23 protein-coding genes are annotated in these 26265 nt (G+C 61.5%); 13 read left to right on the top strand and 10 right to left on the bottom strand.

What is annotated here, in order from left to right:
* Window positions 1–67: 67 nt before the first annotated feature.
* Together GKA01_RS09575 and GKA01_RS09570 are read left to right on the top strand one after the other, a co-directional pair.
* Complete coding sequence (locus GKA01_RS09575; protein WP_146862061.1) at window positions 68–814, top strand: amino acid ABC transporter ATP-binding protein; 747 nt, start codon at window positions 68–70, stop codon at window positions 812–814.
* Window positions 814–2340 carry an ABC transporter substrate-binding protein/permease gene (locus tag GKA01_RS09570; RefSeq protein WP_146862058.1) on the top strand — a complete coding sequence of 509 codons (1527 nt, stop codon included), beginning with the start codon at window positions 814–816 and terminating at the stop codon, window positions 2338–2340. Before GKA01_RS09575 ends, GKA01_RS09570 begins: the two co-directional genes overlap by 1 nt.
* A gap of 42 nt (window positions 2341–2382) precedes the next feature.
* Here the strand turns inward: GKA01_RS09570 and GKA01_RS09565 are convergent, their stop codons facing one another.
* From GKA01_RS09565 to GKA01_RS09555, 3 genes are read right to left on the bottom strand one after another with little or no spacing between them, the layout of a single operon-like run.
* On the bottom strand, window positions 2383–3327 hold the full coding sequence (locus GKA01_RS09565; protein ID WP_146862055.1) for a hypothetical protein: 945 nt from the start codon (window positions 3325–3327) through the stop codon (window positions 2383–2385).
* A gap of 3 nt (window positions 3328–3330) precedes the next feature.
* Window positions 3331–4584 (bottom strand): AAA family ATPase, encoded by a 1254-nt coding sequence (locus GKA01_RS09560; RefSeq protein ID WP_146862221.1) that lies wholly within the window; start codon window positions 4582–4584, stop codon window positions 3331–3333.
* Between the two features lie 33 nt (window positions 4585–4617).
* Window positions 4618–5229, bottom strand: coding sequence for a hypothetical protein (locus GKA01_RS09555; protein ID WP_146862051.1), 612 nt, complete (start codon window positions 5227–5229; stop codon window positions 4618–4620).
* Between the two features lie 216 nt (window positions 5230–5445).
* Between GKA01_RS09555 and rimP the strand changes: the two genes are divergently transcribed.
* From rimP to GKA01_RS09505, 10 genes are all read left to right on the top strand, one after another.
* Complete coding sequence (gene rimP / locus GKA01_RS09550) at window positions 5446–6057, top strand: ribosome maturation factor RimP (protein ID WP_146862048.1); 612 nt, start codon at window positions 5446–5448, stop codon at window positions 6055–6057.
* 34 nt (window positions 6058–6091) lie between these two features.
* Complete coding sequence (gene nusA, locus GKA01_RS09545) at window positions 6092–7645, top strand: transcription termination factor NusA (protein WP_146862045.1); 1554 nt, start codon at window positions 6092–6094, stop codon at window positions 7643–7645.
* Window positions 7620–8309: an RNA-binding protein gene (locus GKA01_RS09540; protein ID WP_264789384.1), complete on the top strand. Its 690-nt coding sequence runs from the start codon at window positions 7620–7622 to the stop codon at window positions 8307–8309. Before nusA ends, GKA01_RS09540 begins: the two co-directional genes overlap by 26 nt.
* Window positions 8306–11065, top strand: coding sequence for a translation initiation factor IF-2 (infB, locus tag GKA01_RS09535; RefSeq protein WP_146862041.1), 2760 nt, complete (start codon window positions 8306–8308; stop codon window positions 11063–11065). The genes GKA01_RS09540 and infB overlap by 4 nt, the downstream gene beginning before the upstream one ends.
* Window positions 11062–11490, top strand: coding sequence for a 30S ribosome-binding factor RbfA (rbfA, locus tag GKA01_RS09530; protein WP_194265786.1), 429 nt, complete (start codon window positions 11062–11064; stop codon window positions 11488–11490). Before infB ends, rbfA begins: the two co-directional genes overlap by 4 nt.
* 94 nt (window positions 11491–11584) lie before the next feature.
* Window positions 11585–12586: a tRNA pseudouridine(55) synthase TruB gene (gene truB / locus GKA01_RS09525; RefSeq protein WP_146862038.1), complete on the top strand. Its 1002-nt coding sequence runs from the start codon at window positions 11585–11587 to the stop codon at window positions 12584–12586.
* Window positions 12546–12815 carry a 30S ribosomal protein S15 gene (gene rpsO / locus GKA01_RS09520; protein WP_146862035.1) on the top strand — a complete coding sequence of 90 codons (270 nt, stop codon included), beginning with the start codon at window positions 12546–12548 and terminating at the stop codon, window positions 12813–12815. The genes truB and rpsO overlap by 41 nt, the downstream gene beginning before the upstream one ends.
* 196 nt (window positions 12816–13011) lie before the next feature.
* On the top strand, window positions 13012–15162 hold the full coding sequence (pnp, locus tag GKA01_RS09515) for a polyribonucleotide nucleotidyltransferase (RefSeq protein WP_146862032.1): 2151 nt from the start codon (window positions 13012–13014) through the stop codon (window positions 15160–15162).
* Between the two features lie 63 nt (window positions 15163–15225).
* Window positions 15226–16644, top strand: coding sequence for an NAD(P)H-dependent flavin oxidoreductase (locus GKA01_RS09510; RefSeq protein WP_146862029.1), 1419 nt, complete (start codon window positions 15226–15228; stop codon window positions 16642–16644).
* A gap of 4 nt (window positions 16645–16648) precedes the next feature.
* Window positions 16649–18637 carry an FUSC family protein gene (locus GKA01_RS09505; RefSeq protein ID WP_146862026.1) on the top strand — a complete coding sequence of 663 codons (1989 nt, stop codon included), beginning with the start codon at window positions 16649–16651 and terminating at the stop codon, window positions 18635–18637.
* A 66-nt stretch (window positions 18638–18703) separates the two neighbouring features.
* Here the strand turns inward: GKA01_RS09505 and GKA01_RS13625 are convergent, their stop codons facing one another.
* From GKA01_RS13625 to GKA01_RS09475, 7 genes are all read right to left on the bottom strand, one after another.
* A complete protein-coding gene (locus GKA01_RS13625) occupies window positions 18704–19135 on the bottom strand; it encodes a hypothetical protein (protein ID WP_167506349.1) in 432 nt (143 codons plus the stop codon).
* Window positions 19132–20094 (bottom strand): VOC family protein, encoded by a 963-nt coding sequence (locus GKA01_RS09500; protein ID WP_228119740.1) that lies wholly within the window; start codon window positions 20092–20094, stop codon window positions 19132–19134. The genes GKA01_RS13625 and GKA01_RS09500 overlap by 4 nt, the downstream gene beginning before the upstream one ends.
* A 169-nt stretch (window positions 20095–20263) precedes the next feature.
* On the bottom strand, window positions 20264–20683 hold the full coding sequence (locus GKA01_RS09495) for a DUF1489 family protein (RefSeq protein WP_146862023.1): 420 nt from the start codon (window positions 20681–20683) through the stop codon (window positions 20264–20266).
* 27 nt (window positions 20684–20710) lie between these two features.
* Complete coding sequence (locus tag GKA01_RS09490) at window positions 20711–21799, bottom strand: nucleoside hydrolase (protein WP_146862020.1); 1089 nt, start codon at window positions 21797–21799, stop codon at window positions 20711–20713.
* Between the two features lie 36 nt (window positions 21800–21835).
* Window positions 21836–22999, bottom strand: coding sequence for a radical SAM family heme chaperone HemW (hemW, locus tag GKA01_RS09485; RefSeq protein WP_146862211.1), 1164 nt, complete (start codon window positions 22997–22999; stop codon window positions 21836–21838).
* Between the two features lie 11 nt (window positions 23000–23010).
* Complete coding sequence (locus tag GKA01_RS09480) at window positions 23011–25041, bottom strand: potassium transporter Kup (protein ID WP_146862017.1); 2031 nt, start codon at window positions 25039–25041, stop codon at window positions 23011–23013.
* A 139-nt stretch (window positions 25042–25180) separates the two neighbouring features.
* The gene (locus GKA01_RS09475; RefSeq protein ID WP_146862208.1) at window positions 25181–25876 is read right to left on the bottom strand and encodes a YggS family pyridoxal phosphate-dependent enzyme; all 696 of its coding nucleotides are present in this window, start codon (window positions 25874–25876) and stop codon (window positions 25181–25183) included.
* Between the two features lie 75 nt (window positions 25877–25951).
* Between GKA01_RS09475 and GKA01_RS13815 the strand changes: the two genes are divergently transcribed.
* On the top strand, window positions 25952–26265 hold a 314-nt coding region (locus GKA01_RS13815), incomplete at its 3' end, for a transcription antitermination factor NusB (RefSeq protein ID WP_371859268.1).

The following is a 26265-nucleotide window of genomic DNA, read 5'->3' as shown; positions in this document are numbered from 1 at the left end:
TTATGAGGGCTGCGCGATCATGTGATCGTAAGTCTTTTTTCGAGGGTTTCCGGAACTGGCTGATCTGGTGCTGCAGGCGAGGAATATCGCCAAGTCCTTTGGTGGGAACGAGGTTCTGAAAGGCCTGTCGCTCGATGTGGAGCGCGGCGAGCTGATCTCGATGATCGGGCCTTCGGGATGTGGAAAATCCACATTCCTGCGCTGCCTCAACTTTCTGGAGCATCCGGATGCGGGCTCTGTCCGGATCGAGGATGTGACGGTTGCGTCCACGGGAAAACACTGGAGCCGTACCAACGAGATCGATGCCCATAAATTGCGCGCCCATGTCGGCATGGTGTTTCAGGCCTTCAACCTGTTTCCCCATCGCACGGTGCTGGACAACGTTATGATGGCGCCGATCCAGGTCAAGAAGATGTCGCGGGACGAAGCCCAGTCCATCGCCTGTGAACTTCTGGAGAAAGTCGGTCTTGCCGCGACCAAGGACCGGTATCCGGACAGTCTTTCGGGCGGCCAGAAGCAGCGCGCAGCCATTGCGCGCGCTCTGGCGATGAAGCCGTCCGTGATGCTGTATGACGAACCGACATCCGCGCTGGACCCTGAACTGTCGGAGGAAGTCCTGTCCGTGATGCGGGCTTTGGATGACGAAGGCATGACGCAGCTTGTCGTGACGCATGACATGCGGTTCGCGCGTGCGGCTTCAGACCGTGTTCTGTTTGTCGAAGGTGGTGAAATCGTCGAGAGCGGTGATCCGGACCTGATGTTCGCCAACCCTAAAGAGGGACGGACACGTCAATTCCTGCGGACGCTTCTGTGATGAAGACAATTCTTGCACTTCTGTTGGCGCTTGCCATCAGCCCTGTTTCCACCGCGCTGGCAGATGCGCCCGTTGCATCGCAGGAGCTGCTTTGGGCATCGGATGGTGAGGCGAATGTGCCTTACGTCTTCCACGATCCGGCCCATGAATCTCAAATGACCGGCTTCGAGTACGAACTGGTTAACGAGATCGCCGCACGGTTGCACCGGAAGGCGAAGTTCATTCAGAATGATTGGGACGGTCTGATCCCCGGCCTGTCACGCGGGCTGTACGGGATGGTGCTGGACGGCATCGAAATGACGCCGGAGCACAAGGCGGCCGTCCTGTTCTCGCGTCCTTATTATGTGACGAGTGAGCGCATCATCGTCCGAAACGACCAGAATGGGTTGGATACGATGGAGGCCCTCAAGGGCCATACCGTCGGGACGATCAAGGACACCACAGCCGAGCGGATGCTGCGTCGGCAGGGTGGCTCGAACGTCCGGTCCTATGAAGAAGAGACGAATGCGTTCTCGGATCTGCGGAACGGGCGGCTGGATGCGATCCTGCTCGATGCACCGATTGCGCTTTATTATGGCAGTATCTCGCCGGACATGAAGCTCGTGGGCGAGCCGATCGGGAGCATGGAATACGGGATTGCGTTCTCGCCTGAAAACCGGGAACTGCGCGATCAGGTGGATGCGGCGCTCGGCGAGATCATTAAGGACGGGACGCTGCATCGCATTCTGGCGCGTTGGAACCTGTGGACGCCGCTTATGGCGAATTACACGGGCGACACCAGCCAGCCGGATATTGCGCCAACGGAATGGGACCGATATCGACAGGCCATGGCAAACACGACCGGCAGCGGCTGGTATGTTCTGGCACGGCGTTATGTGAGTTTTCTCCCCCTAATCGGACAGGCGGCGCTGATGACGCTGGCCGTGTCGGCGCTGGCCATGATTCTGGCTGTGGCGCTGGGTTTGCTGTTGGCCCTGTCACGTCATTACGGTGCAGCGCCGCTCCGCTTCGTGGCGGGTGTGTATGTCGAAGTCGTGCGCGGAACCCCGCTCCTGATTCAGGTGCTGTTCATTTTCTATGGACTGCCGGCTTTCGGAATTCGGCTGTCGCCGTTCATGGCGGGCGTGCTGTCGCTGGGCCTGAACTATGCGGCGTATGAAGCTGAGAACTACCGCGCCGGGCTTCTCTCGGTACCACGTGGGCAGATGGAAGCGGCGGTTGCGCTGAATATGACGCACTGGCAGGCGCTGAGGCTCGTGATTGTGCCGCAGGCGTTCCGCACGGTCGTGCCGGTCATGACCAACGACTTCATTTCGCTGCTCAAGGACAGTTCGCTCGTCTCCGTCATCACGCTGACGGAACTGAGCCAGACCTATGTGCGGCTGTCTTCCACTTATTACGATTATTTCGGAACGGGGATCATGGTCGGGCTGGCGTATCTCCTGCTCGGACTGCCGTTCGTGCGTCTGGCCCGGATGGCGGAGCGGCGTCTGGGGCGGGGATTTTCAGGAACCGGGCACCACTAAGATCCGTGAGATCCCGGCCTGATCCACTCCGGCTTGGCCCGTTCAGGCCGGCCGGGGGGCGGACGGGTCGTTGATGAGGGGCGGCACCAGTGTGGCCGGATTCAAAGTACCATCGAAGCCCTGCCGCAGAACCCGGGACCAGCCAATCATCCATCGATCCAGTGCATCGATGAACTGAGCTGCATCAGGATTCTTGTGAACCGAAGCCTTGTTCCAGTACTGCGGTGGCGCCAGAAGCTGGCGTGATCCATGCTCGATCGGGGCGACGAGCGTTTCCACCGTTTCGATATGAGCGGTGCCCTTGCCTGCCGCCGCCGCATAATACCAGCCGACATTGATCATCAGGCTCGGGATCGGGAACCCCAGGGTGCGCATCCGCGAAAACGCCGCCGTTATGAACGGATCTGTGCTCACACTCTGGTTTTCGAGCACGGCATTGCTGGTGTAGCTGCATTCCTGCGATACGCCGGCCCTGTCGGAAATATGGGACGCATAGTCCCGGTCATCATGACATGGCGTTTCAAGCTGCTCTGCCAGATCGGCCGGGACGGGCTGCTGCGTGGCACGGACCACGATGACGCCGGAGACGACACCGCGATCAGTGCGGGCCAGAACCTGTTGGGACAGTTCACCATGCGCTCCGCTCCGGGCTGTCAGGATCGGATGCCAGTCACCGGCGGGAAGCGGTAGGGTGCGCCCGGCGATGGTGATGCTGCCATGCTGGGCAATGCCGGGATCGGGCACGCCGATCTGATCTCCCAGACCCGGAGCGCCGCCGGGCTGGCCGCCTTGTTGTTCACTCGGCTGTGGTGCGCCGCCCGCCGCATTATATGGTGTCGTCCCGGGCAGGTGGCCTGGAAGCCACGGCATGGCCTTTTTGAGCGCCGGCGTGGGATAGAAGGCGGCCATGCCGAGCGCGCCTACCGTTATGATTACGCTTGTGCGCCAGAGCGGCGCGCGTCGCCAGAGCCGTCCGAATGCCGTCATGGATCAGTGGCTCACCCGGCCAAGCTGGGTTTCTGTGTCGCTGGCAATCTCGGTGACGACCGTGCCGTCCTCCTGTGTGACGAGACGGACGCGCTTGGCGCCCTGCTGACGGGCGACGATAAGGCTTTCGCTGACCATATCCTCGATGGAGCGGACAAGATCGCGTGCGCTCGCGCCGGTACCGAGATTCTTCTGCTTGACCATGACCTGGAACAGTACTCCGGCATCGATGCCGCCGGTTTCCACATGCAGGCCATAGCCTTCGATCATGGCTTCGATTTCGAGTGCAGCGACGCGGGCCAGATCCAATCCGCGCAGTGCACGGAAAATGAAAATACGGTCCAGACGGTTCAGCACCTCGGGGGCGAAGCCGGACTTGCGTAGAGCCTCCACCGATTCGGCACGCATCTTCTCAGGTTCGTTGACGAGGCGATCGGCGATTTCGGTGAGAGCCTCGGTTGCGACGTTGGATGTCAGCATGAAGATTGCGCGGGTGGTCGAAACCTGTTCACCCGTGGAGGCTTCCGTAACATGGCCGTCGTTCCAGGCTGTGAGGAACTTCTTGAAGACGTCCGGATGGGCTTTTTCGATCTCGTCGAGCAGCACCACGGCATCCGGATGATCCTTGAGGCCGCCTGTCAGCTTGCCGAAGGTGTCTGAACCCACATAGCCCTTGGGTGAGCCGAAAAGCTGGGTTGCGGCATGGGCGCTCGACATCTGCGTCATGTCGAAATGCAGCAGGGGGCGTTCCATCTGCTTGGCCATCTGCTTGGCCAGATATGTTTTTCCGGTGCCTGGAGGGCCAGCGAGCAGGAAGATGCCGACGGGTTTGCCGCGGACCTGAAGGGCCAGGCGGCGGCGCATCTGCTGGGCGATGTCTTCGCAGACCTGATCCTGTCCGATGACGCGGGCACGCAGCGAGGCGGCCAGTTCGTCGGCGTCGATGACGGTTTCGCGCTGTTCGCGGGCCATGAGCTCTTCAAGGGCTCCGCGGTTTGTCAGACGGCTGAGAACATCCATGATGAGACCTTTCCTGCGGCGCAGTCCGCGCCGCGCCAGTTTTTCGGCTGACGTTTCATACGCCAGTCCCGTGACAGTCAGAAGGGCACCGATGCCTGCCAGCGGAAGATAGAAACGCCGTCCCCACTCGATGGCGGCCCACAGCCCGTTCAGCGACAAGTGTAGCATGACCGCTACCTGAATCACTGCCAGAATGAGGAAGGCCGCCATCATTAGCGGCATGGCCCGGTTGAGCATGGGAACGAGAGACTTGAACACCGGGGCGGTTCCTTACTGGACGATCACGTTGAGCAGGACGCGCTGGTCGAGCGTCATCAGGGCGGGCAGGGCTTCTGGGCCGAGGGCTGTCAGTGCTCCGATAATCAGGGCGGGAGCATGTGGCATGCTGACAGGTGTGATGAGGATCTGACCGGCTTCGACGATGGGAATGACCAGATGCTGGAACTTGCCCGTCAGGACGACGCGCTGTGTCAGGCCCGAGACCGTGACGTCAATGGTCTGGCCTACTGCTCCTGACGCATCCAGTACCGGCATTTCCACGAGCCGCATCTTGCCGTCCTTCACTGCTGCGAGAATGCGAGCGCGGTCGGCAGGGCTGAAGCCGCTTTTTGCGAGAGCGGCCGGGGCCCTTGCGGGGGGAAGCATCGAAAGCTGGACCGCGGCGGTTTGGGCGGCCGGTACGGCTGGCGTGCTTTGGGACGGCGGTGAGGCCGCAGAGACGGGTGGCGCCGATGTATTGTGCGTGTAGAAAAAGGCTCCGGCCCCGACCGTCAGAGCGGCGATCAGCCCGCCTCCGCCCCACAGCGCTCGGCTGCGGGGTGCTGGTTCGGAGGGCAGTGGCTGGGCGCGCGGCTCTGGACGGGGCTCGTACTGAGAATTCATTTCAGAACCATCTCACTCCCGAAGGCGTCCGAAGACAAGGGCTTTCGCAGTATGGGAATGTAAACAAATCTTTCGACTCGCCCAATGGGTAAGAGCTTTAGGGAGCACGGAATTTGCGCTCCTCTTGCGTCCTGAGGGGAGGTGACTTACATAAGGTTCATTCCATTCATCTTCCGCTCATTTGGGGGGTGGCCCTGACGGGCCGCCTTTTTTGTCTTGTCTCAGCAGAACGCCTCTTCCGACATCGAACTGCCCCACCTTACGGGGCTGGAAGCCCGTATCGCGGAACGGATCGCACCGACGCTGGCCGATCTGGGCTATGAGCTCGTGCGTCTGTCCGTTCTGGGTCGGGACACGCCCACGATCCAGATCATGGCGGACCGTGCGAACGGTTCCCTGATCTCGGTGGAAGACTGTGAGCAAATCAGCCACGCTGCTGGCGCCATCCTGGACGTTGACGACCCGATCCCGGGTGCGTGGATGCTGGAGGTGTCGTCCGCAGGGATCGACCGCCCCCTGACACGTGCCAAGGACTGGGAGCGATTCGCCGGTCATCTTGCCAAGGCCGAGCTGGACGTTCCTCTCAATGGCCGGCGCCGTTTTTCTGGAACGGTGATGGGCGCGCGTGACGGGAATGCCATCATTCGTCTCGACGATGGGACCGAGGCCGTCCTGCCGCTGGTGGACATCCGAAAGGCGCGTTTGGTCCTGACCGATGCGTTGATCGAAGCGAGTGCCGCTCTTGCAGGGGTGAGTTCCGAAGGGGAAGATGGCGAAGAAGCGCGCCAGGCGCCCAAACTGAATCCGAAGAAGCCGGGAAAGAAGTGATGACCCGTTTCATGCTGGCTGGAGGTCCGATCTGATGGACACGTCTGTTACACGTCCCGAACTGCTGCTGGTTGCCGATGCAGTTTCCCGCGAGAAGAATATCGACCGCGAGGAAGTGCTCGAAGCCATGGAGCAGGCCATCCAGAAGGCTGGCCGTGCGAAGTACGGGCATGAAAAAGACATCCGCGCGACGATCGACCGCAAGAGCGGCGAAGTCCGTCTGAGCCGCTGGACCGAAGCGGTCGAGCAGGTCGAGAACGAAGACACGCAGATCCCGCTGCACATCGCACGGAAGTTCCAGCCTGAAATCCAGGCTGGCGAGCATCTGGTTGATCCGCTTCCTCCGATCGATTTCGGACGCATTGCCGCGCAGACGGCCAAGCAGGTCATCGTGCAGCGCGTGCGTGAATACGAGCGCAAGCGCCAGTACAACGAGTTCAAGGACCGCGTGGGCGAAATCGTCAATGGGACCGTCAAGCGGACTGAATACGGCAACCTCATGGTTGAGATCGGCCATACGGAAGCCCTGCTGCGTCGCGATGAGCTGATCCCTCGCGAGTCTTTCCGTAATTCCGATCGCGTCCGCGCTTACATCTATGATGTGCGTGACGAGCCGCGTGGCCCGCAGATCTTCCTGTCCCGCACGCATCCGGCCTTCCTCGCGAAGCTGTTCGCACAGGAAGTGCCGGAAATCTATGACGGGATCATCGAGATCAAGGCCGTTTCCCGTGATCCGGGATCGCGCGCCAAGATGGCCGTGATCTCGCGCGATGCGGCGATCGACCCCGTCGGTGCCTGCGTCGGTATGCGCGGCTCCCGCGTTCAGGCCGTCGTGGCTGAGCTGCAGGGCGAAAAAATCGACATCATCCCCTGGAGCCCGCAGGCTGCGACCTTCGTCGTCAATGCTCTGGCTCCGGCTGAAGTCAGCAAGGTGGTGATGGATGAGGAAGCGGGTCGCGTCGAGGTCGTAGTGCCCGACGAGCAGCTTTCGCTCGCCATTGGTCGTCGTGGACAGAACGTGCGTCTTGCCAGCCAGTTGACCCGCTGGGATATCGATATCCTGACGGAAGCCGAGGAATCGGAACGTCGCCAGGAAGAGTTCCGCAAGCGCTCTTCGCAGTTTGTCGAAGCGTTGGATGTTGATGACGTGATCGCGGGGCTTCTGGTGACGGAAGGCTTCCACACAATCGAGGAGCTTGCCTATACGGACCCGACGGAGCTGAATGATATCGAAGGCTTCGACGAGAGCGTGGCTGACGAGCTCATGGCACGTGCCAATGACTATCTGGCCAGCAAGGAACAGGCTCTGGACGATCAGCGTAAGGCGCTGGGCGTGACGGACGATGTGGCCGAACTGGGGACCTTCACCAACCAGATGCTGGTGACGCTGGGTGAAAAGGGCGTGAAGACGCTTGATGACCTTGCGGATCTGGCCGGTGACGAACTGGTGGAAATTCTTGGCGAAGATGCTCTCGATGAGGACGCGGCCAATGAAATCATCATGGCGGCCCGTGCTCACTGGTTCGATGGTGAAGGCTCCGACTCGGCGAAGGCAGAAAACGGTGACGGGGAGTCGACCGACGTCTGAAATTTCTGATACTGATAATGGTCCCGTTCGTGGTGCTTCAGGGGGTGCTCTGGGGCGTCGCGGCTCGGAGCGGCGATGCATCGTAACGCGAGAGCAGAAGCCGCCTGAAGGCATGATCCGTTTCGTGGTCAGTCCGGATAACCGGGTTGTCCCCGACCTCGCAGGAAAACTTCCGGGACGGGGAATGTGGTTGAGTGCCAGCCGGGATGTGTTAGATAGCGCCCGCACACGACAGGCTTTCGCCAGAGCAACGAAAGCCCAGGTGACTGTGCCGGAGGGTCTGGCCGATCTGGTCGCGACCGCGCTGGTGCAGCGTATGCTGGATGCAGTCAGTCTGGCCCGACGTGCGGGACAGACGGTCTGCGGATTTCAGAAATGCCGGGAGTGGCTCACTTCAGGCAGGGTAGGGGTGGTGATCCGTTCGGAAAGTGCAAGTCCGGACGAATTCTCCAGACTGGTGTCGGGCCGGCGTTTTCTGCCGGTGGTGACAGTTCCCGATCGGGTCCTGGAATCGGCGTTCAGCCGGGACCGGGCGGTCTATGCGGTGATGGCGCCCGGTGCGCTGGCACAGCGCCTGATCGCCGAACATGAGAGATTTTCGGGAGTGGCAGGACGTCCGCTCCCAGACCCCGCAGGGGTCAGTAAGGAACAGGCGGAACTATGAGCGACGGCAACGAGCGCAACCAGGACGGAAACAACACCCCATCACAGGGCGGCGAACAGACCAGAAGCAGCCGCCTGTCGCTTCGCCCTGCTGGACGTCAGGAGGTTGGGCGTACCGTGGATGCCGGCTCCGTGCGTCAGAGCTTCAGCCATGGCCGCTCCAAGGTCGTGCAGGTTGAGGTGCGTAAACCCAAGCGCAATGCCGCTGGCCCGGGTGCCGGTGCGGCGGCTCGAGGCGGCCGTGCAGGTGGACGTGCTCTGACGGCAGCGGAACTCGCAGCCCGTCAGCGCGCGCTCGAAGGGCAGCGTCAGGCTGCGGCCGAAGAAGCTGCGCGGCGTGAGGAAGAGAAGATCCAGATCATGTCCGCCGCCGAGGCTGCGCGTCGCGCCGCCGAGGAAGAGCGTCTGATCGCTGAACAGAAAGCGGCTGAGATAGCTGCTCTGAAGGAAAGCGAGCAGCAGGCTGCCCGCGAACAGGCCGCTGCTGAAGCTGCGGCACGTGCCGCCGAGCAGGCTGCCGCCGAGGCTGCTGCCCGGGCTGCCGAGGAAGCCGAACGTACGGCCCCTCTGGATCCCCGCAGTCAGCCTACAGGTGGCGTGCAGCTTGCAGCGCCCGTGCAGCGCCTGCGTCCGCTGGCCGAGCGTGCGATCATGCCGCCGCGCCCGGTTCAGCCCGCACGTCCTGCTCCCGCCGCATCCTCTTCGGTCCGCAACAACGAAACGCTTCATCTCCGTACCGGTGGACCCGCTGCGGGAGAAGATGAGCGTCGTCCGGCGCCCCGTCGCAGTGGTCCCGGTCCTGCTGCCGTACCGCAGCGTCGCCCTTCTGCACCTTCCCGCAAGGGGAGTGGTAGTGACCGTCGTTCCGGGCGCATCGACGTCCGTGCGGCGATCGAAGGTGATGATGACAAGACGCGTTCGCTGGCGTCGGTCCGTCGTCAGCGCGACCGTGAGCGTCGCCAGGCCGAACTGGAGCGTCTGCGTTCCGACCAGGTTCGCGTTGTCCGTGACGTCATTGTGCCGGAAACCATCACAGTGGCCGAACTGGCCAACCGTATGGCCTCCCGTCAGGGTGAAGTCATCAAGGCGCTCATGAAGATGGGCGTTATGGCGACTGCGGCCCAGAGCATTGATGGCGATACTGCCGAGCTCGTGGTTGAGGAATTCGGTCATCGCATCAAGCGCGTGTCCGAAAGCGATGTCGAAATCGGAATTGAAGGCGTTGAAGACGTTGAAGCCGATCTGAAGCCGCGTGCTCCGGTCGTGACCGTCATGGGTCATGTCGATCACGGCAAGACCTCCCTGCTCGATGCCCTGCGCACCACCGATGTGGCGGCGACTGAAGCTGGTGGCATCACGCAGCATATCGGCGCGTACCAGATCACGGCGCCGTCGGGAAAGAAGATCACTTTCATCGATACGCCGGGTCATGAGGCCTTCACCTCCATGCGGGCTCGTGGTGCCTCTGTCACCGATATCGTGGTGCTGGTGGTGGCTGCCGATGACGGCGTGATGCCGCAGACGATTGAAGCCATCAAGCACGCCAAGGCGGCCAACGCTCCAATCATCGTGGCGATCAACAAGATCGACAAGCCGGGTGCCAATCCGAACCGGGTTCGTCAGGAGCTGCTGAGCCACGAGATCGTGGTCGAGGAAATGGGTGGCGACACGCAGGACGTCGAGGTTTCGGCTCTCAAGCGGACCGGGCTGGACAAGCTTGAGGAATGCATTCTGCTCCAGGCGGAACTGCTGGATCTGAAGGCAAACCCGGAGCGCGTGGCCGAGGGTGTCGTGATCGAGAGTCGTCTGGATCGCGGGCGTGGTCCGGTCGCTGCGGTCCTCGTTCAGAAGGGAACCCTGCATCGCGGCGATATCGTGGTGGCAGGTTCTGAATGGGGGCGTGTGCGTGCACTGCTTGATGATCGCGGTCGTCAGGTCAAGGATGCCGGTCCGTCGCTGCCCGTCGAGATTCTGGGTCTCACAGGTGTTCCGGGTGCGGGCGAGCCTTTCGTGGTCGTTGAAAACGATGCACGGGCTCGTGAAATCAGCGAATTCCGCCAGCGGAAGATCAAGGAGAAGGACGCCGCATCGCAGGTTGCGGCCCGCGGAACCCTTGATCAGATGCTGGCCCGGATTCAGGCTGGCGTGCAGAAGGAAGTCGCTCTTCTCATCAAGGCTGACGTGCAGGGTTCGGCTGAGGCGATCTCCACGACTGTGCAAAAGCTGGCCCATGAGGAAGTTGCGGTTCGTGTTCTGAACGCCAGTGTCGGTCAGATCACGGAAAGCGACATCCAGCTTGCCAAAGCATCCGATGCGATCATCGTGGCCTTCAACGTCCGTGCAACTACGCAGGCCCGTGAACTGGCCCAGCGTGATGGTGTGGATATCCGCTACTACTCGATCATCTATCAGGTGGCGGATGATGTGGAGCAGCTGGTCAAGGGCAAGGTCGCGCCGAAGCATCGCGAGAAGTTCCTGGGCTATGCCGAGATCCGTCAAGTCTTCAACATCACCAAGACCGGCAAGGTCGCGGGCTGCTATGTCACCGAAGGCCTCGTCAAGCGCGGCTGTGGCGTGCGTCTGCTGCGTGACAATGTGGTCATCCATGAAGGCGAGCTGAGCCAGCTCAAGCGCTTCAAGGATGACGTCAAGGAAGTGGCACGTGGTTACGAGTGCGGTCTGTCCTTTGCGGGTTACAATGACCTGCGCGAAGGTGACATGGTCGAGTGCTACGAAATGGAAGTGATCCCGGCTTGAGTTCGCGTTCGAAGCATGACCTGAAGGGTCCCTCGGGTGTTGTTGCCCAGGGACCCAGCACCCGCCAGCTCCGGGTGGCTGAAGAGGTCCGCCGTGTTCTGGCGGAGCTTTTCGCCCGGACGGAATTTCGCGATCCGGAACTTCTGGATGTGCGGATTACGGTTACGGAAGTTCGCATTTCCCCGGATTTCAGACACGCTACGGCTTTCGTGACGCGTCTGGGGCGGAGCGACGTGGAGGTTTTGCTGCCTGCCCTGAAGCGGGTAGCACCCTTCCTGAGAACAGGGCTGTCCAAAGCGCTCAATCTCAGGACGGTGCCTGAGATCCACTTCCAGCCTGATACGGCGCTGGATAACGCCATGGAACTCGACGAGATCATGCGGTCTCCGGAAGTCCAGCGGGATCTGAACTCCAAACCAGACTAACTTTTAAAAAGCCCTTCACTTCTGGTGAGGGGCTTTTTTGCATTCCGGGCCCCTGCTGGTCTATCAGCGCCCTTCACAGGCAAGGACGGGATTTATGGGCAGGAAACGTGGACGCGATATCGACGGGTGGCTGATTCTCGACAAGCCGCTGGGGCCGACCTCCACGGATATGGTCAACAAGCTGCGATGGGCTTTTGATGCGAAAAAGGCTGGTCATGGCGGAACGCTTGATCCACTGGCCTCTGGTGTGCTGCCGATCGCGTTCGGCAAGGCCACGCGAACCATTCCCTACATCATGGATGCGACAAAGCGTTACCGCTTTACCCTGACCTTCGGCGAAAGCCGTACGACGGACGACCTTGAAGGCGAAGTTCTGGCGACGTCGCCGAACCGTCCGACCGATGACCAGATTCGTGCCGTTCTGCCTGCGCTGACGGGAAATGTCATGCAGGTCCCTCCCGTGTTTTCCGCGCTTAGGGTCGGGGGGGAACGGGCCTATGACATGGCGCGCGCGGGCCGCCCGCCCGAGCTTCCGCCCCGTCCGGCGCGGATCGATTCGATAACGCTTGTGGAACGTCCTGACGCGGATACGGCTGTGTTCGACGTCCAGTCCGGTAAAGGCGTTTATATGCGCTCGCTCGCGCGGGATATTGCGCTGGCCTGTGGAACGGTGGGGCATATTTCAGTCCTGCGCCGGACGAAATGCGGGCCGTTCGATCTGAGTCACGCACTCACGATCGATCAGATATCACTGGACAAATCGACTCAAACTGTGGACAACGCCGATGCTCTTCCGGCTCCTCTGCTGGATGCGGCGACCGCGCTGGTCGACATCCCGGCGCTGGCCGTCACCGATGCGGAGGGAAGGATGCTCGTCTGGGGGCAGTCGATAGACCCTTCGGACCTCATGCATCCTCTGCCGGCATCGTCGCAGGGGGAAGATCACCTGTGGCGCGCGATGGTCGGAGAGCACGTGCTGGGTCTGTGTCATGTCCGTCAGGGGCGGCTCAGGGCAGCGCGGATGCTGGAAAACCACGAATTTTTTGGAGAACACGATGTCGATTACCGCAGAACGCCGCACGGCACTGATTGCTGAATACAAGCAGAGCGAGACGGATACGGGGTCGCCGGAAGTGCAGGTTGCCATCCTGTCCGAGCGTATCTCGAACCTGACCGAACATCTGAAGACCCACAAGAAGGACTTCCACTCCCGTCGTGGTCTCCTGATGATGGTTGGCCAGCGTCGCAGCCTGCTGGACTATCTGAAGCGCAAGGACCAGGCCCGTTACCAGAGCCTGATCGAGCGTCTCGGCCTGCGTCGCTGAGTTGAATTGTCCGGGAGCTCGCTCCCGGACACCCCCGCCATCGCCTGTCCGGCGGTGCGGGTGCGCGACCGGCGTTTCAGGCCACATGGTGTCGTGCCGGGGACTTCCCGCCATCACCGCCATGCCGTCCGAAACGCTGCTCCGCCACCTGCCGGACGCCCGGAGATGGTTTCACCCTTAATTTGGGAAAACATGCATGTTTGATTATTTCCGCAAGGAAATCGAATGGGCCGGACGCCCCCTGATCCTGGAGACCGGTAAGGTCGCACGCCAGGCAGACGGCGCCGTCATGATCACTTATGGCGATACGGTCGTGCTCTGCACCGCCGTTGGCGCCAAGAGCGTCAAGCCGGGACAGGACTTCTTCCCGCTGACGGTCAACTATCAGGAAAAGGCTTATGCCGCCGGCAAGATCCCGGGTGGGTTCTTCAAGCGCGAAGGTCGTCCGTCCGAAGCCGAAGTCCTGAATGCCCGTCTGATCGATCGTCCGATCCGTCCGCTGTTCCCGGAAAACTTCCGCAACGAAGTTCAGATCACAGCAACGGTTCTGAGCTACGACAACGAGAACGATCCGGCACTTGTGTCGCTGATCGGCTGCTCGGCTGCGCTGACGCTTTCGGGGATTCCTTTCTTCGGCCCGGTTGCCTGCGCCCGTATCGGCCGCATCGACGGCAAGCTGGTCGTGAACCCGGTTCATGATGAATTCAAGGACAGCACGCTCGACCTGATGGTTGCCGGTACGGCTGAGGGCGTGCTGATGGTTGAATCCGAAGCCAGTGAGCTTTCGGAAGAAACGATGCTTGAGGCCGTCACGCTGGGACACACGTCTTTCCAGCCGGTTATCGACGCCATCATTGCGCTGGCCGAGCACGCTGCGAAAGCTCCGTGGGATCTGCCGTCGCTGACGAAGGAAGAGATCGCTCTTCGCAAGCGCGTTGAGAAGGTCGGCAACAAGCTGATGGCGGACGCCTACAAGGAGCGTCAGAAGCAGGCCCGCTACAAAAAGGTCGCCGAAGCCAAGGACCGGATTAACGAGATCCTGGCCGAGGAAGGTCTGGACGTCGAGCTCGCCAAACCCATGCTCAAGGAGCTTGAGGCACAGGTCGTTCGTGGTTCCATCCTCAAGACGGGTATCCGCATCGATGGTCGTGACCTGAAGACGGTCCGTCCGATCCTGGCGGAAGTCGGCATTCTGCCCCGCTCCCATGGCTCCTCTCTGTTCACGCGTGGTGAGACGCAGGCTCTCGTGGTTGCGACGCTTGGTACGGGGCAGGACGAACAGATCATCGACGCGCTGGAAGGCGAGTACCGTTCCAACTTCATGCTGCACTACAATTTCCCACCGTATTCGGTTGGTGAGTGTGGTCGCATGGGCTCCCCGGGCCGTCGTGAGATCGGTCATGGCAAGCTGGCATGGCGCGCGATTCACCCGCTGCTGCCGACCAAGGAAGCCTTCCCGTACACGATGCGTGTGGTTTCCGAGATCACGGAAAGCAATGGTTCGTCCTCTATGGCGACCGTCTGTGGCTCTTCGCTTGCGCTGATGGATGCCGGCGTTCCGCTGCCGCGTCCGGTTGCCGGCATTGCCATGGGCCTGATCAAGGAAGATCGTGGCTACGCTGTGCTGTCCGACATCCTCGGTGACGAGGATCACCTGGGTGACATGGACTTTAAGGTGGCGGGTACGGCTGACGGCGTGACCGCGCTTCAGATGGACATCAAGATCACGTCCATCACGCCGGAAATCATGAAGATTGCGCTGGAACAGGCCCGCGAAGGCCGGATCCACATCCTTGGCGAAATGTCCAAGGCCCTGACGGAAGGTCGTTCGGATGTTTCGGGCAATGCTCCGAAGATCACCACGATCTCCGTGCCGAAGGAAAAGATCCGTGACGTGATCGGCTCCGGCGGCAAGGTGATCCGCGAGATCGTTGAATATTCGGGTGCGAAGGTCGATATCGGTGATGATGGCACCGTGACGATCGCCGCTGCGAACGACGAGCAGGCCCAGAAGGCCATCTCCCGGATCGAAGGCATTATTGCTGAGCCGGAAATTGGCCGCATCTATGACGGCAAGGTCGTCAAGACCGCTGATTTCGGTGCGTTCGTGAACTTCCTTGGTCCGCGTGACGGCCTTGTTCACATTTCCGAACTGGCCGAAGGCCGCGTTGCAAAGACGTCCGATGTCGTCAAGCAGGGTGATGCCGTGAAGGTCAAGGTCATCGGGTTCGATGACCGCGGCAAGGTCAAGCTCTCCATGAGGGTTGTCGATCAGGCTACGGGTGCCGATATCACGGAGAGTGTGGGGGCCAGACCCGGCCGTCCGCCCCGTCGCGACGCCGAGTGAGTGTTCGGGCGGGGCTCACAAGGCCCCGCCTTTTTTTCTGAGTATCGGAGACAGCCAGTCCCCATGAAATCTATTGATACCCTCCGTTTTGGTGGTCAGGATGTGCTGCCTCTGATCGAAGGGGGCAAAGGTGTTTCCGTCTCCACGGGCGTCTCGGCCGGACACTGGGCTGCGGCAGGTGGAATCGGGACCATTTCTGCCGTCAATGCGGACAGTTATGACCAGGACGGTCACCCCGTTCCGCAGATCTATCATGGTCGTACGCGCCGCGAACGCCAGCAGGAACTGATCCGCTACGCGATTGATGGTGGCATCGCGCAGGCGAAGATCGCCCACGACATTTCGGGCGGAAGAGGCCGGATCAACGTCAATATCCTTTGGGAAATGGGTGGTGCCGAAGAGGTCATCATCGGGATCCTCGAAGGGGCTCCGGGATTGGTGCATGGCGTCACCTGTGGCGCTGGCATGCCGTACCGCCTCTCGGAAATCGCCGTACGGTTTGGTATTCCCTATTATCCGATCGTGTCTTCCGGTCGCGCTTTCAATGCGCTTTGGCGTCGCGCGTATAGCAAGGCACCCGAACTTCTGGGGGGCGTGGTTTACGAAGATCCGTGGCGTGCGGGTGGCCATAATGGTCTGTCCAACACGGAAAATCCGCTGTCTCCGGAAGATCCCTATCCCCGCGTTCTCGAACTGCGCCGCGTCATGCGTAACTATGGTCTGGGTGATACCCCGATCATTATGGCGGGTGGCGTGTGGCATCTTGAGGAATGGCAGGACTGGATCGGAAATCCGGAACTGGGGCCGATCGCGTTTCAGTTCGGAACGCGCCCGCTGCTGACGCAGGAAAGCCCGATCCCCAATGCCTGGAAGCGGCGCCTGCTGACCCTGAAGAAGGGGGATGTGTATCTGAACCGTTTCTCCCCGACCGGGTTCTACTCCTCTGCGGTCAAGAACAGCTTCCTGCAGGATCTGCGTGACCGTTCAGAGCGTCAGGTTCCCTATAGTGCGGAAGCCGGAGATGGCTACGAAGCGTCCTATGGCGTGGGCGCCCGCAAACGTGAGGTCTTTGTTCCGGCTGCTGACCGCCCGCGGATCGCAGAGTGGGAAGCTGCGGGCTTTACGGAAGCGCTGCGCACGCCGGACGATACGCTGGTGTTTGTAACGCCGGAAAGTGGCCGCGAAATTCTTGCCGCGCAGACGGCTTGCATGGGCTGTCTGTCACAGTGCCGTTTCTCTAACTGGATGCAGCGCGAGCCCTATACCAACGGCCAGAAGGCGGATCCGCGGTCTTTCTGTATCCAGAAGACGCTTCAGACGATTTCCCACATCCCAGCCGGCGCAGATGAAGAGGCGATCGTCGATCACAACCTCATGTTCGGCGGCACGAATGCGTGGCGTTTCGGAACAGACCCTTTCTATGCAAATGGGTTCGTTCCGACGGTCGGCCAGCTCGTGGAGCGAATCCTGACCGGTCGCTGAGCGTATGGCCGGAGATCCGCGTCCTTTTGTTCTGTCATCACGGCCTGCCCCGAACAGGGGTGGGCCGTTTGACTTCCTGACGGATTTTCTGACCCGTCATTCCATTCCTGTCAGCCCCGAGCAGATCGCGCCTGCTGAAGGAAGCCGTGCGGCTGTTGCGACGGTTGTGGCGTTGCTTCCGGCACTTTATGAACAGCAGGCCGTGCTGGCCTGGGCGGCCTTTGCCACGTTCTGGAGCTGTCTGATCGAGCCGGGCGGAACGGCCCGCGAGCAGTTTCGTATCCTCGGTCTTTTCACGGTCGGTGGCACCGTTCTGGGGGGCGTGACTTCTCTGGTTGCGGTCTCTCCGCTCTGGGGGGTGCTGCCCTGGCTTGTTGTAACCGCTCTGCTGACTGGTCTTGCGCGCACCCTGACCCCGTCGATGGCGTTGCTCTGTACGTTATTGAGCTGTGTCATGCTGGCTGGTACCGGCTTTCCAGCCCATGATATCAGGGAGGCGCTCGTTATCGCGCTGTCGTTTGGCGGCGGCGGGCTCTGGGCGATGCTTCTGTGCCTCATCGTCTGGCCGCTTCACCCTTACGCGCCTGCGCGTCGGGCTGTTGGGCGCTGCTATCGGCTCCTGTCGGTCATGGCCGGGGAGATCGCGGCCGGGCGTCTTCAGGAAACGATCCATCGACAGAATGTGCGGACTGCCATCGAGCGCGCGCGAGGGCTCGCGCTTCAGATCGATGCGGGCCACGCCAGTTATGGCATGCGCGGCAGGCTGATGGCCTCCCTTGCAGGAGCGGAACGGCTGTTTACCGCGATGCTCGCCGTGGAGCATCTGGTCGAAACACGCGGTCTGGATTTTGAGGCCCGCGGCACGCTTGCCGCCTTTTCCGCACTCTGCCAGCACGCCAGCGACGCAGCGCTGGAACCTGCGCCCGATCTGGGGCATCTGGCAACGGAGGGGCTTGGTCTAGCCGCAAGCATCCCCGCGACGGCCGGTCCGATTGGTGAACTGGTTGCAACGAGTGCCCGGACCCTGGGAACACTCGCGGAAGGGCTGGCGCAGAAAGCGCGCCTTCCCGTTGATACCGAACTTCCCCGGCATGTCGCGCGCCTTACGCCCGCGATCTGGCAGCATACGCTCCGGCTCGTCGTGGGCCTGCTGACGACATATATGACAAGCTGGTGGCTTGGCCTTGATTACGGTTTCTGGGCGCTGGTGGCCTTGCTTCTGGTGGTGCAGCCGTCCGGACAGACGACCCTTGTCCGCGCGCTGGAACGGGTTCTGGGCACGGTCGGCGGTGGTGTTCTGGCGCTGCTTCTGACGCCGTTCCTGCCGGGCAACGCACAGATGCTGGCGGCCGTGGCAGTTTTCGTGATTGGTGCCATCGCCATGCGGGCGGTGAATTACACCATGCTCGTCGTGTTCATCAGTGCCCAGTTCATCGTCGTGACGGAAATGATCATGCCCTCGCAGGGTGTGGCCTGGATGCGGATGCTCGACAACACGCTGGGAAGTGTCATCGGGCTACTCTGCGCGTTTACGGTGTGCCCGCAAAGGCGGGGGCAGGACATGGATGGCCTGTTGCAGACAGCCGTTATCGGGAATCTGCGCTATCTGGCCTCTGTGTTAGACCGAGCCGATCCTCTCGCTACGGACAGAATCCAGCGCCAGGCAGGGATCGATACGACGCGCGCTGAATTCGCCCGGGGGTCGTTGCCTGTGCTGGGAGGCGTCTCTGCTGTTGGGGAGCAGGCCACGCAGGCCCATGCCCTGTTGCGGGCTTTGCGTAGGCTGAGCGGAGAGGCGACGCTGCTTCGGTTCGATATGACCGCGGGCTTGTGCGATGGCGATCCTGAGGCGGCTCGATACTGGCTCGATACGGCTACCGCACTGGAGGCGGGACAGGGAATGGCGGATGTGATGCGTCGGATCGAGAGCGGAGACGTTACGGCAGAAATCGCCGCTCTCGAACGGTCTGGGCGCCAGTCCGCTTCCAGCTAGCCGAAAAACCGGGCGAGACCGACATTGGATGTCGGAAACGTCCGGTGTTTTCAGGATCGCAGGTGTTTAGTGGCGACCACCATGGACACCGCCTCCATGACCTCCGCCGGGCCCACCGCCGCCGCCGGGACCTCCACCGTGACCGCCTCCACCCGGTCCTCCATGACCTCCGGGACCAGGGCCGCGTCCGCCAGGGCCCCCCGGCCCGCGCCCACCGGGCCCATGACCTCCGGGTCCGCGTCCGCCTGGCGCCCAGCCCCCTGGTCCGCGACCGCCGTGACCGCGTCCATAATAGGGGCCGACACCGTAGCCACGTCCCCAGCCGCTTCCCCAGCCACCGCCCCAGCCGGTGTCATAGGCGCTGTAATATCCACCTCCGCCATAACTGCCGTAGCCGTTATAACCATATCCGTCATAGCCGGCGCAGCCTGACAGCATGCCGAGCAGGCACAGGGCGCCACCGATACGGATCAGGGTTCCTCTTGTACGACGGGTCATTTCGTATCTCCTGTCGCAATCGGATCATGCCATTCCATAATGCCGAACGCCGCGCCTGCCGGATCGGCGATGATCGCGATCATGCTGTTCTGATGATCGGGATGGGGCTCGACCAGAACGCGCCCGCCCAGTTGCACCGCTTTTTCAGCCGCGCTCCCGACGCTGTCGACCTGTACGAAGCTGAGCCAGCGGGCACGGGCGTTCGCGGGAAGACGGGCAGGAAGCGGATTGACGGTCGCGCGGGCCGTGGACTGTGATTCGAGAATGTAGCGCTGGGCGGAATCAGGCGCCGGAGCCGCTTCCACCCGATAACCGAAGAGCTTCTGGTAGAAGCCGGCGCTTGCGGACGGAGCAGGCGTTAGAAGGGCATTCCAGATCCAGTCGCCCTGAACGGTTGCGTCCGTATCCTGCGGGTCTCCGTGAGGCCTGCGTAACGGTGCAAAAAGTGCGCCCTGCGGATCGGCAATGATGGCCTGTTCACCGCGACCCGGAATGTCGGTCGGACGGAAAATGATTTTCGCGCCCCACTGGCGGGAGGATTTCGCCAGTGCTGGAACGTCCGTCGCTGAAATGAAGGGCAGCCAGATCGGACGGGGCGGATTGCTGCCTTCGGGAAGCCGTCGCTCGACGAGGCCCGCGACAACATGGCCATTCACGAGCGCCTCCGCGTAATGTCCCCCCGAGACGGGCCGATCCTGGAATGTCCATCCGAGAAGACCGCCATAAAACGTTTTCGCTTTTGCCAGGTCCGGTGTCGTGAGCTGTGCATACACTACCTTGCCGGGCAGAGGTACGCTGGCCAGAGCCGGGGTAGGCGGGGTGCCCGCGGTTTCCGGCGATGACGGCACGGCGCTCTGGGCGCAGGCGCTGGGAAGAGCCGTTGTCAGGCTGAGGCACAGTGCCGCCGAAAGTGTGACTGCGGCCGCGCCGGTACGGGAGGGACGGTGAGAGGGGGGCAAAGTGGCACTCCTTCTATTCATATTCCGCCCGTAAGGCGGCTCAAAGACCCTGTAGGGCGGGATCGTCATACAGTCTTCGTATGCAGGAGTATGACGTGTCAGCTCCCATACCGTTCCCGCTTTATGGCAAAAACAGGGCAGACTTCAGAGTGGCCAGAAATGCTCCTCCTCAAATCAGCGCAAGTTCAGCAAGTTCCCTACGGAGCTGTGGTGGGAGATTGGCAATACCGTCTTCTCCCAGGCTGCTGCCCAGATCTGGGGGCGCATCTTTAGGCTCCAGATAACGCCAGCCCTGAAAAGGACGCATCGGGCGTGGCTGGACCGGGATGATTTCGTCCGAAACGACGATCAGCGTACCCGTGCTGCCATCCGCGCGCTGGGCGCTTTCCAACCCGATGATGGGCTGGCGGCACAGGATCATGCCATCCATCACACGATACAGGGAACCACCGTCCAGAACCTCCTCGGCCCGTTTGGGCATGGTACGGGTCTGGACGGTGGCATGGCCGTTGAGACGGTAATGGTTCAGCCGCTCGCGCAGGACTTCGATACTCGGGCAGCCGACGGCCAGTTTGATGATGTTCAGCATAGGTGTCGGTTGCCCTCCTGCAAGCTCTTAGTGCGTGCCTATGGCGTTCTGGGACTGCGAGACGAACTCGTTGATGAAGCGCGCTTTGTCGATGGACTGTATGATCTTCACCTTTTGCAGTTTTATGCCCTTCGGCGCTGTGGAATCCGGCCAGATATGGGCGTGACCGTAATCCATCCCGTGTTCGATATTGACGTCCATGACGGCCGTGACGGACTTCGTGATCAGTGTGGGATCAACGGCGATGGCGGAGGTCAGTTCATCCCAGAGCGGCAGGGGGGCTTGATACTTTTTCAGATAGTCCGTGACAGCATTGTGCTTTTCGTCGATGCGGCTGGCGATTTCGGGCGTCATCATGATGTCGTTCGAAACATTTCCGACGCAGGTGATGGAAGCCCACGGCGCGGTCAGGGCAATGCGGGCGGCTTCAGGGTCCATAATCAGGTTGAAGTCGGACGCGAAATCGGCATTTCCGGTGACGGACATCATGCTGGCATCGAGCAGACCACCCATGAAAACAAGCTGTTTGGCAGTTGCGGCAAAGGTCGGGTCGATGCGGATGGCGAGCGCAAGATTCGTCAGCGGACCAGCAGCGATGACCGTAACCTGATGCGGGTGGGCATGGACTTCACGGATCAGGAACATGGCAGCCGGGAGCGCGTCGGCTGTAATATGCGGCGCGCCTTCGGGCAGTTTGCCGACGGGAGGCTGCGTGGCCGGGACGTGCTCGATGGAGCCGAGGCCACCCCATGCGCCCTTCCAGGGAATGATGCCGAACTGCTGTTCGCGCAGTTTCGTCTCCGCAACCGTGTTGACCAGCGGCGTGGTAGCCCCATCGGCGACGGGGATCTGCGTCTGATGCGCGATTTCCAGAAAGCGCAGGGCGTGCGCCGTGCCTGCGTTTTCCCAGTCATCGCCGATGACGGAGGTCAGGCCCAGCAGCGTGACGCCTGGATGGTTCAGCAACGGGATAATGGACTGGATGTTGGAGCCGCCCGGGCCGAGGAAGTCGTTGTCGAGCACGACGTAGTTCGGAGCAGGAGCAGCCGTCGCAACGGAAAGCGGGGCGAGTACGGTGCAGGCAGCCAGAAGGGCAGAAAGAATGGATCGGCGCATGGTCTCTTCCAGATGGATTAAGACCGGATCATGCCCTCAAGTGACGAGACGCGCCAGTATCGCTTCAAGACGAAGCCGTCCTTCGCCGGTCGCGCGCAGGATACCGTTGTTCCGTTCGAGGTAGTTTTCCTCGATGCAGGCTTCGAGCAGGGCAGGGTCCACACAGTTCAGAAGCGCGCGGCCCGTGCGGGCGGCGAAGGCTGCCTCGTCGATGCCTTCGGACAGGCGCAGGCCCATCAGCAGGGCTTCGCGGCCTTTTTCTTCCGGCGTGAGCAGGGTTTCCTCAGTGCTGCCGGAGCCGGTCTTTTCAACCCGTTCGGCCCAGGGTTCAGGCGCGCGGTGGCGGCGGGTGGCGTATAATTCGCCGTCCAGCGTCAGGCGCCCATGAGCGCCGGGGCCGATGCCGATGTAATCCGCATAGCGCCAGTAGGTCAGGTTATGGCGGCTTTCGGCGCCGGGTCGGGCGTAGTTCGAGACTTCATAGGGCAGCAGGCCGTGACGGGCGGCGATGTCGCCGGTCAGGTCATAGAGGCGTGCGGCGGTGTCTTCGTCGGGCAAGCTGAGTTCGCCGCGCCGGTGCATGGCTTCGAACTTCGTGCCCGGTTCGATGGTGAGTTGATACAGTGACAGGTGGTCGGCCACGAGGTCGAGCGCTGTGGTCAGCTCGTCCGTCCAATCGGCGTCGCTCTGGCCGGGGCGGGCGTAGATCAGGTCAAAAGAAATGCGTGGGAACAGGGTTCGGGCGGTTTCGAGCGCGCGGATGGCCTGTAGAGCGGAGTGTTCGCGGCCAAGCTTGTGGAGCGCATCGTCCCTCAGGCTCTGTACGCCGAGCGACACACGGTTGACTCCGGCCTGACGGAACGCTGCGAATTTTCCGGCCTCGACGCTGGTCGGGTTGGCTTCGAGCGTGATTTCCAGATCGTCCTGTGCGTCGAACAGGCGGTGTGCGTCTTCAATCAGGGCCGCAACGGTTTCGGGAGCCATCAGCGAGGGCGTGCCCCCGCCGAAAAAGATCGAACGCAGGGGGCGCTTGACGCCATCGCGGGTCAGGCGGGCGGCGTCATGGGCCAGTTCATGGCGCAGGGCTGCGGCGAAGCGTTGCTGCGGGATCACCTCCCGGACATGGGAGTTGAAATCGCAGTAGGGGCACTTCGCCAGACAGAACGGCCAGTGGATGTAGAGGGAAAGTGGCTCGGCCAAAGGACGGGTGGTCAAATGGCAATCCGGACGCCGAATTCCACCACACGGTCAGGCGGGATGCGCAGGAATTCGGTCGTGGAGGCCGCATTGCGCTGGAGCAGGAGGAAAATCCACATGCGCCAGAGCTGCATCTTCGGTACGCGGGAGCGGACGACGAGTTCATGGGACGTGAAATAGGACGCCTGAATGGCGTCAAACGCCACGCCGAGCGCATTCAGTTCCAGCAGGGCGCGAGGCAGGTTGGGCATCTCCATGAAGCCGTAGCGGACGATGACGCGGTGAATGTTGGGAGCCAGTTCCTGAACGATGGCGCGGTGACCGCGCTCGGCTTCCGGTTGGTCGAGGTTCTGGACCGTTACGAACAGGATGTGATCGTGCAGGACCTTGTTGTGCTTGAGGTTATGCAGCAGTGAATTCGGCACAATGTCGGGGTTGGCGGTCAGGAAGACGGCCAGACCGGGAACACGGATCGTGCGGGACTGCGGTAGACGCGCAAGGAAGGAGCCCATCGGCATGGAATCCGCCTGCTGGCGCGAGGAGATCAGGCTGCGCCCACGCTTCCAAGTCGTCATGATGATGGTGCTGATGATGCCGATTGCGAGCGGGACCCATCCGCCATCGGGGATCTTGAGCACATTTGCGGAGAAGAAGATGCTGTCCACGATGAAGAAGAAGCCGAAGACGATCGCGACCGTAGCGGTCTTCCATTTGAAAACGCGGCGGAACACCACCATGGCCAGCACGCAGGTGCACAGGAACGTGCCGGTTACAGCAATGCCGTAAGCCGCAGCGAGGGCCGAGGATGAGCGGAAGGAAAGGACCAGAACCAGCGCGCCAAAGGCCAGAATCCAGTTCAGCGAGGGCAGATAGATCTGTGCTTCCTCGGATGCGTTGGTGTGCATGATGCGGGTACGCGGCAGATAGCCGAGCTGGATAAGCTGGCGGCACAGTGAGAAGCTGCCCGAAATACCGGCCTGTGAGGCGATCACGGTCGCGAAGGTCGCGAGGATCAGCATGGGGATCTGCGCCCAGTGCGGCACCAGAAGATAAAACGGATTGGACAGGGCGTGCGGGTTATGGATCAGCAGGGCGGCCTGTCCGAAATAGTTCAGCGTCAGCGAGGGCAGGACGAAGAACAGCCAGGCCTTGCGGATCGGGGCGCGTCCGAAATGGCCCATATCGGCGTAAAGAGCCTCGGCACCTGTGACGGACAGTACGACCGAGCCGAGTGCGATGAACGATAGATAGCCGTGCATGGCGATGAATTCGAGCGCGAAGGTCGGAGACAGGGCGAGCAGGATATGGGGATAGAGGAAAATGCCCTTGATGCCGAGAATGGCGAGTACGCTGAACCAGCAGACCATGATCGGTCCGAAAGCCTTGCCGATCTTCCCTGTGCCCAGAACCTGAACCGAGAACAGGGCAATGAGGACGACCATGGCCAGCGGAATAATGATGTGACTGGCGGAGGGAACGGACGTTTCGATGCCCTCCACGGCCGAAAGCACCGAAATGGCCGGAGTAATGATGCTGTCGCCGAAGAACAGACAGGTGCCTGCAATACCGACGAGACCGAAGATCCATCGGAAATGCTGTGATTTGCATACGCGTTGGGCCAGCGACATGAGCGCGATGATGCCGCCTTCGCCATCATGATCCGCCCTCATGATGAGGATAACGTATTTGATGGTAACAATAAGCATCAGCGCCCAGAAGGTCAGGCTGGCGAGCCCCATGATTTCCCAGGGTTGGGCCGGAGATTTGGGGGAACTGACGATGCTGACCGATGATTGCAGCGCGTAGAGCGGGCTTGTGCCGATATCGCCATACACGACGCCCAGAACCGCGAGCAGGGCGCCCATGCCTGCCGGACGGTGATGGCTGGAACTGTCATCCTCGCTACCGCCAATCTCATGGGTATGTCCTTCCGAACGGGCCTGCTCAATCGTCTGTATGATTTCGCCGGAGTCGTTGGGAATTCCTACGCCGTGAGATGTGTTCGAGGCGTGGTCACCGTCATGTTCAGGCATTGCTGGTTCCATTTACGGGCATCAGAAGCGTGCCGCAGTCTACTGTCACAGCGCTTTCCGGGCGCGGCTCCGCATCAGGGCATTTGTCCCTCATGACAAGATTTCGGGCCCGGACGCAAGCCGCGTGTCAGGATTGTGGCAATGAACGGCGTTACGGATGGGGGGCAGGACGGCTTCCGAAAATGGCCGTCCCCAACCGGACCAGCGTTGCATTTTCGGCTATGGCTGTCTCAAAATCGGCAGACATGCCCATTGAGAGCACAGGCAATCCATGGCGTTCGCTCATCTGGCGCAGGAGGCGGAAATGGGCCGCTGGGTTCTGGTCTTCGGGCGGAATGCACATCAGACCGCGAATCTTTGAACCGAAGCGTTCGAGTGAGGTTTCGATGAAAGCATCGGCCTTTTCACACGCCACTCCGGACTTCTGCGGCTCGTCACCCGTATTGACCTGAATGAGAAGCTCGGGAAGTCGACCGGCCTTCTGTGCCCCCTTTTCAAGGGCGTCTGAGAGGGAGGGCCGGTCCAGGCTCTCGATCATGTCGGCGATCTCGCAGGCTTCGAAGGCCTTATTGGTCTGAAGACTGCCGATAATATGCAGCCGCAGGTCGGGGAAGCTCTGGCGGAGTTGAGGAAATTTGGACGCGGCTTCCTGCACGCGGTTTTCGCCGAACAGGCGCTGACCGGCTTTCAAGGCAGCCTCAACGCTCTCGATCGGATGGAACTTGCTGACGGCGACAAGGGAGACATCCGTCTCCGCACGTCCCGCCTTCAGACACGCCTGAGCGATGCGGCGGCGGATGGTGGCAAGGCGCTCGATAATCAGGTTCTGGGCAACAGGATCGGACATGTCGGGAGAAGACGCCATTGCGTCCGTGGCCGCAAGATGCGATTTCGGCAGGATGCGAGAGACTGATAGCCCGTCATGACCCAGAAGCCTTCCAGCAATCCCCCCCGCAATCCCGCCTCCGCGAACCGAAGCGGCGGTCCACGCCGTCCGTCTGGCAGAACGCAGGAGCGGAAACCGGTGCCGGATCCCACGCGCGATCTGGCGTTCGATATCGTCTGCGGGGTGGTCGAGCATCGCCGGATGCTGGAGACGACGCTGGATCGCGCCGGGCAGGGGCTGGACCCGCGGGACCGTGCCTCCGCCCACAGGCTGGCGGCGACGACCCTGCGCCATCTCGGCAGCATGACCGAACTGCTTCAGCCGCTGCTGCGCCGCGAGCCGCCCGAGCC

This window comes from Gluconobacter kanchanaburiensis NBRC 103587 (assembly GCF_007988905.1).
Lineage (GTDB): Bacteria > Pseudomonadota > Alphaproteobacteria > Acetobacterales > Acetobacteraceae > Gluconobacter > Gluconobacter kanchanaburiensis.
This window is presented reverse-complemented; position numbering and strand designations above follow the sequence as displayed.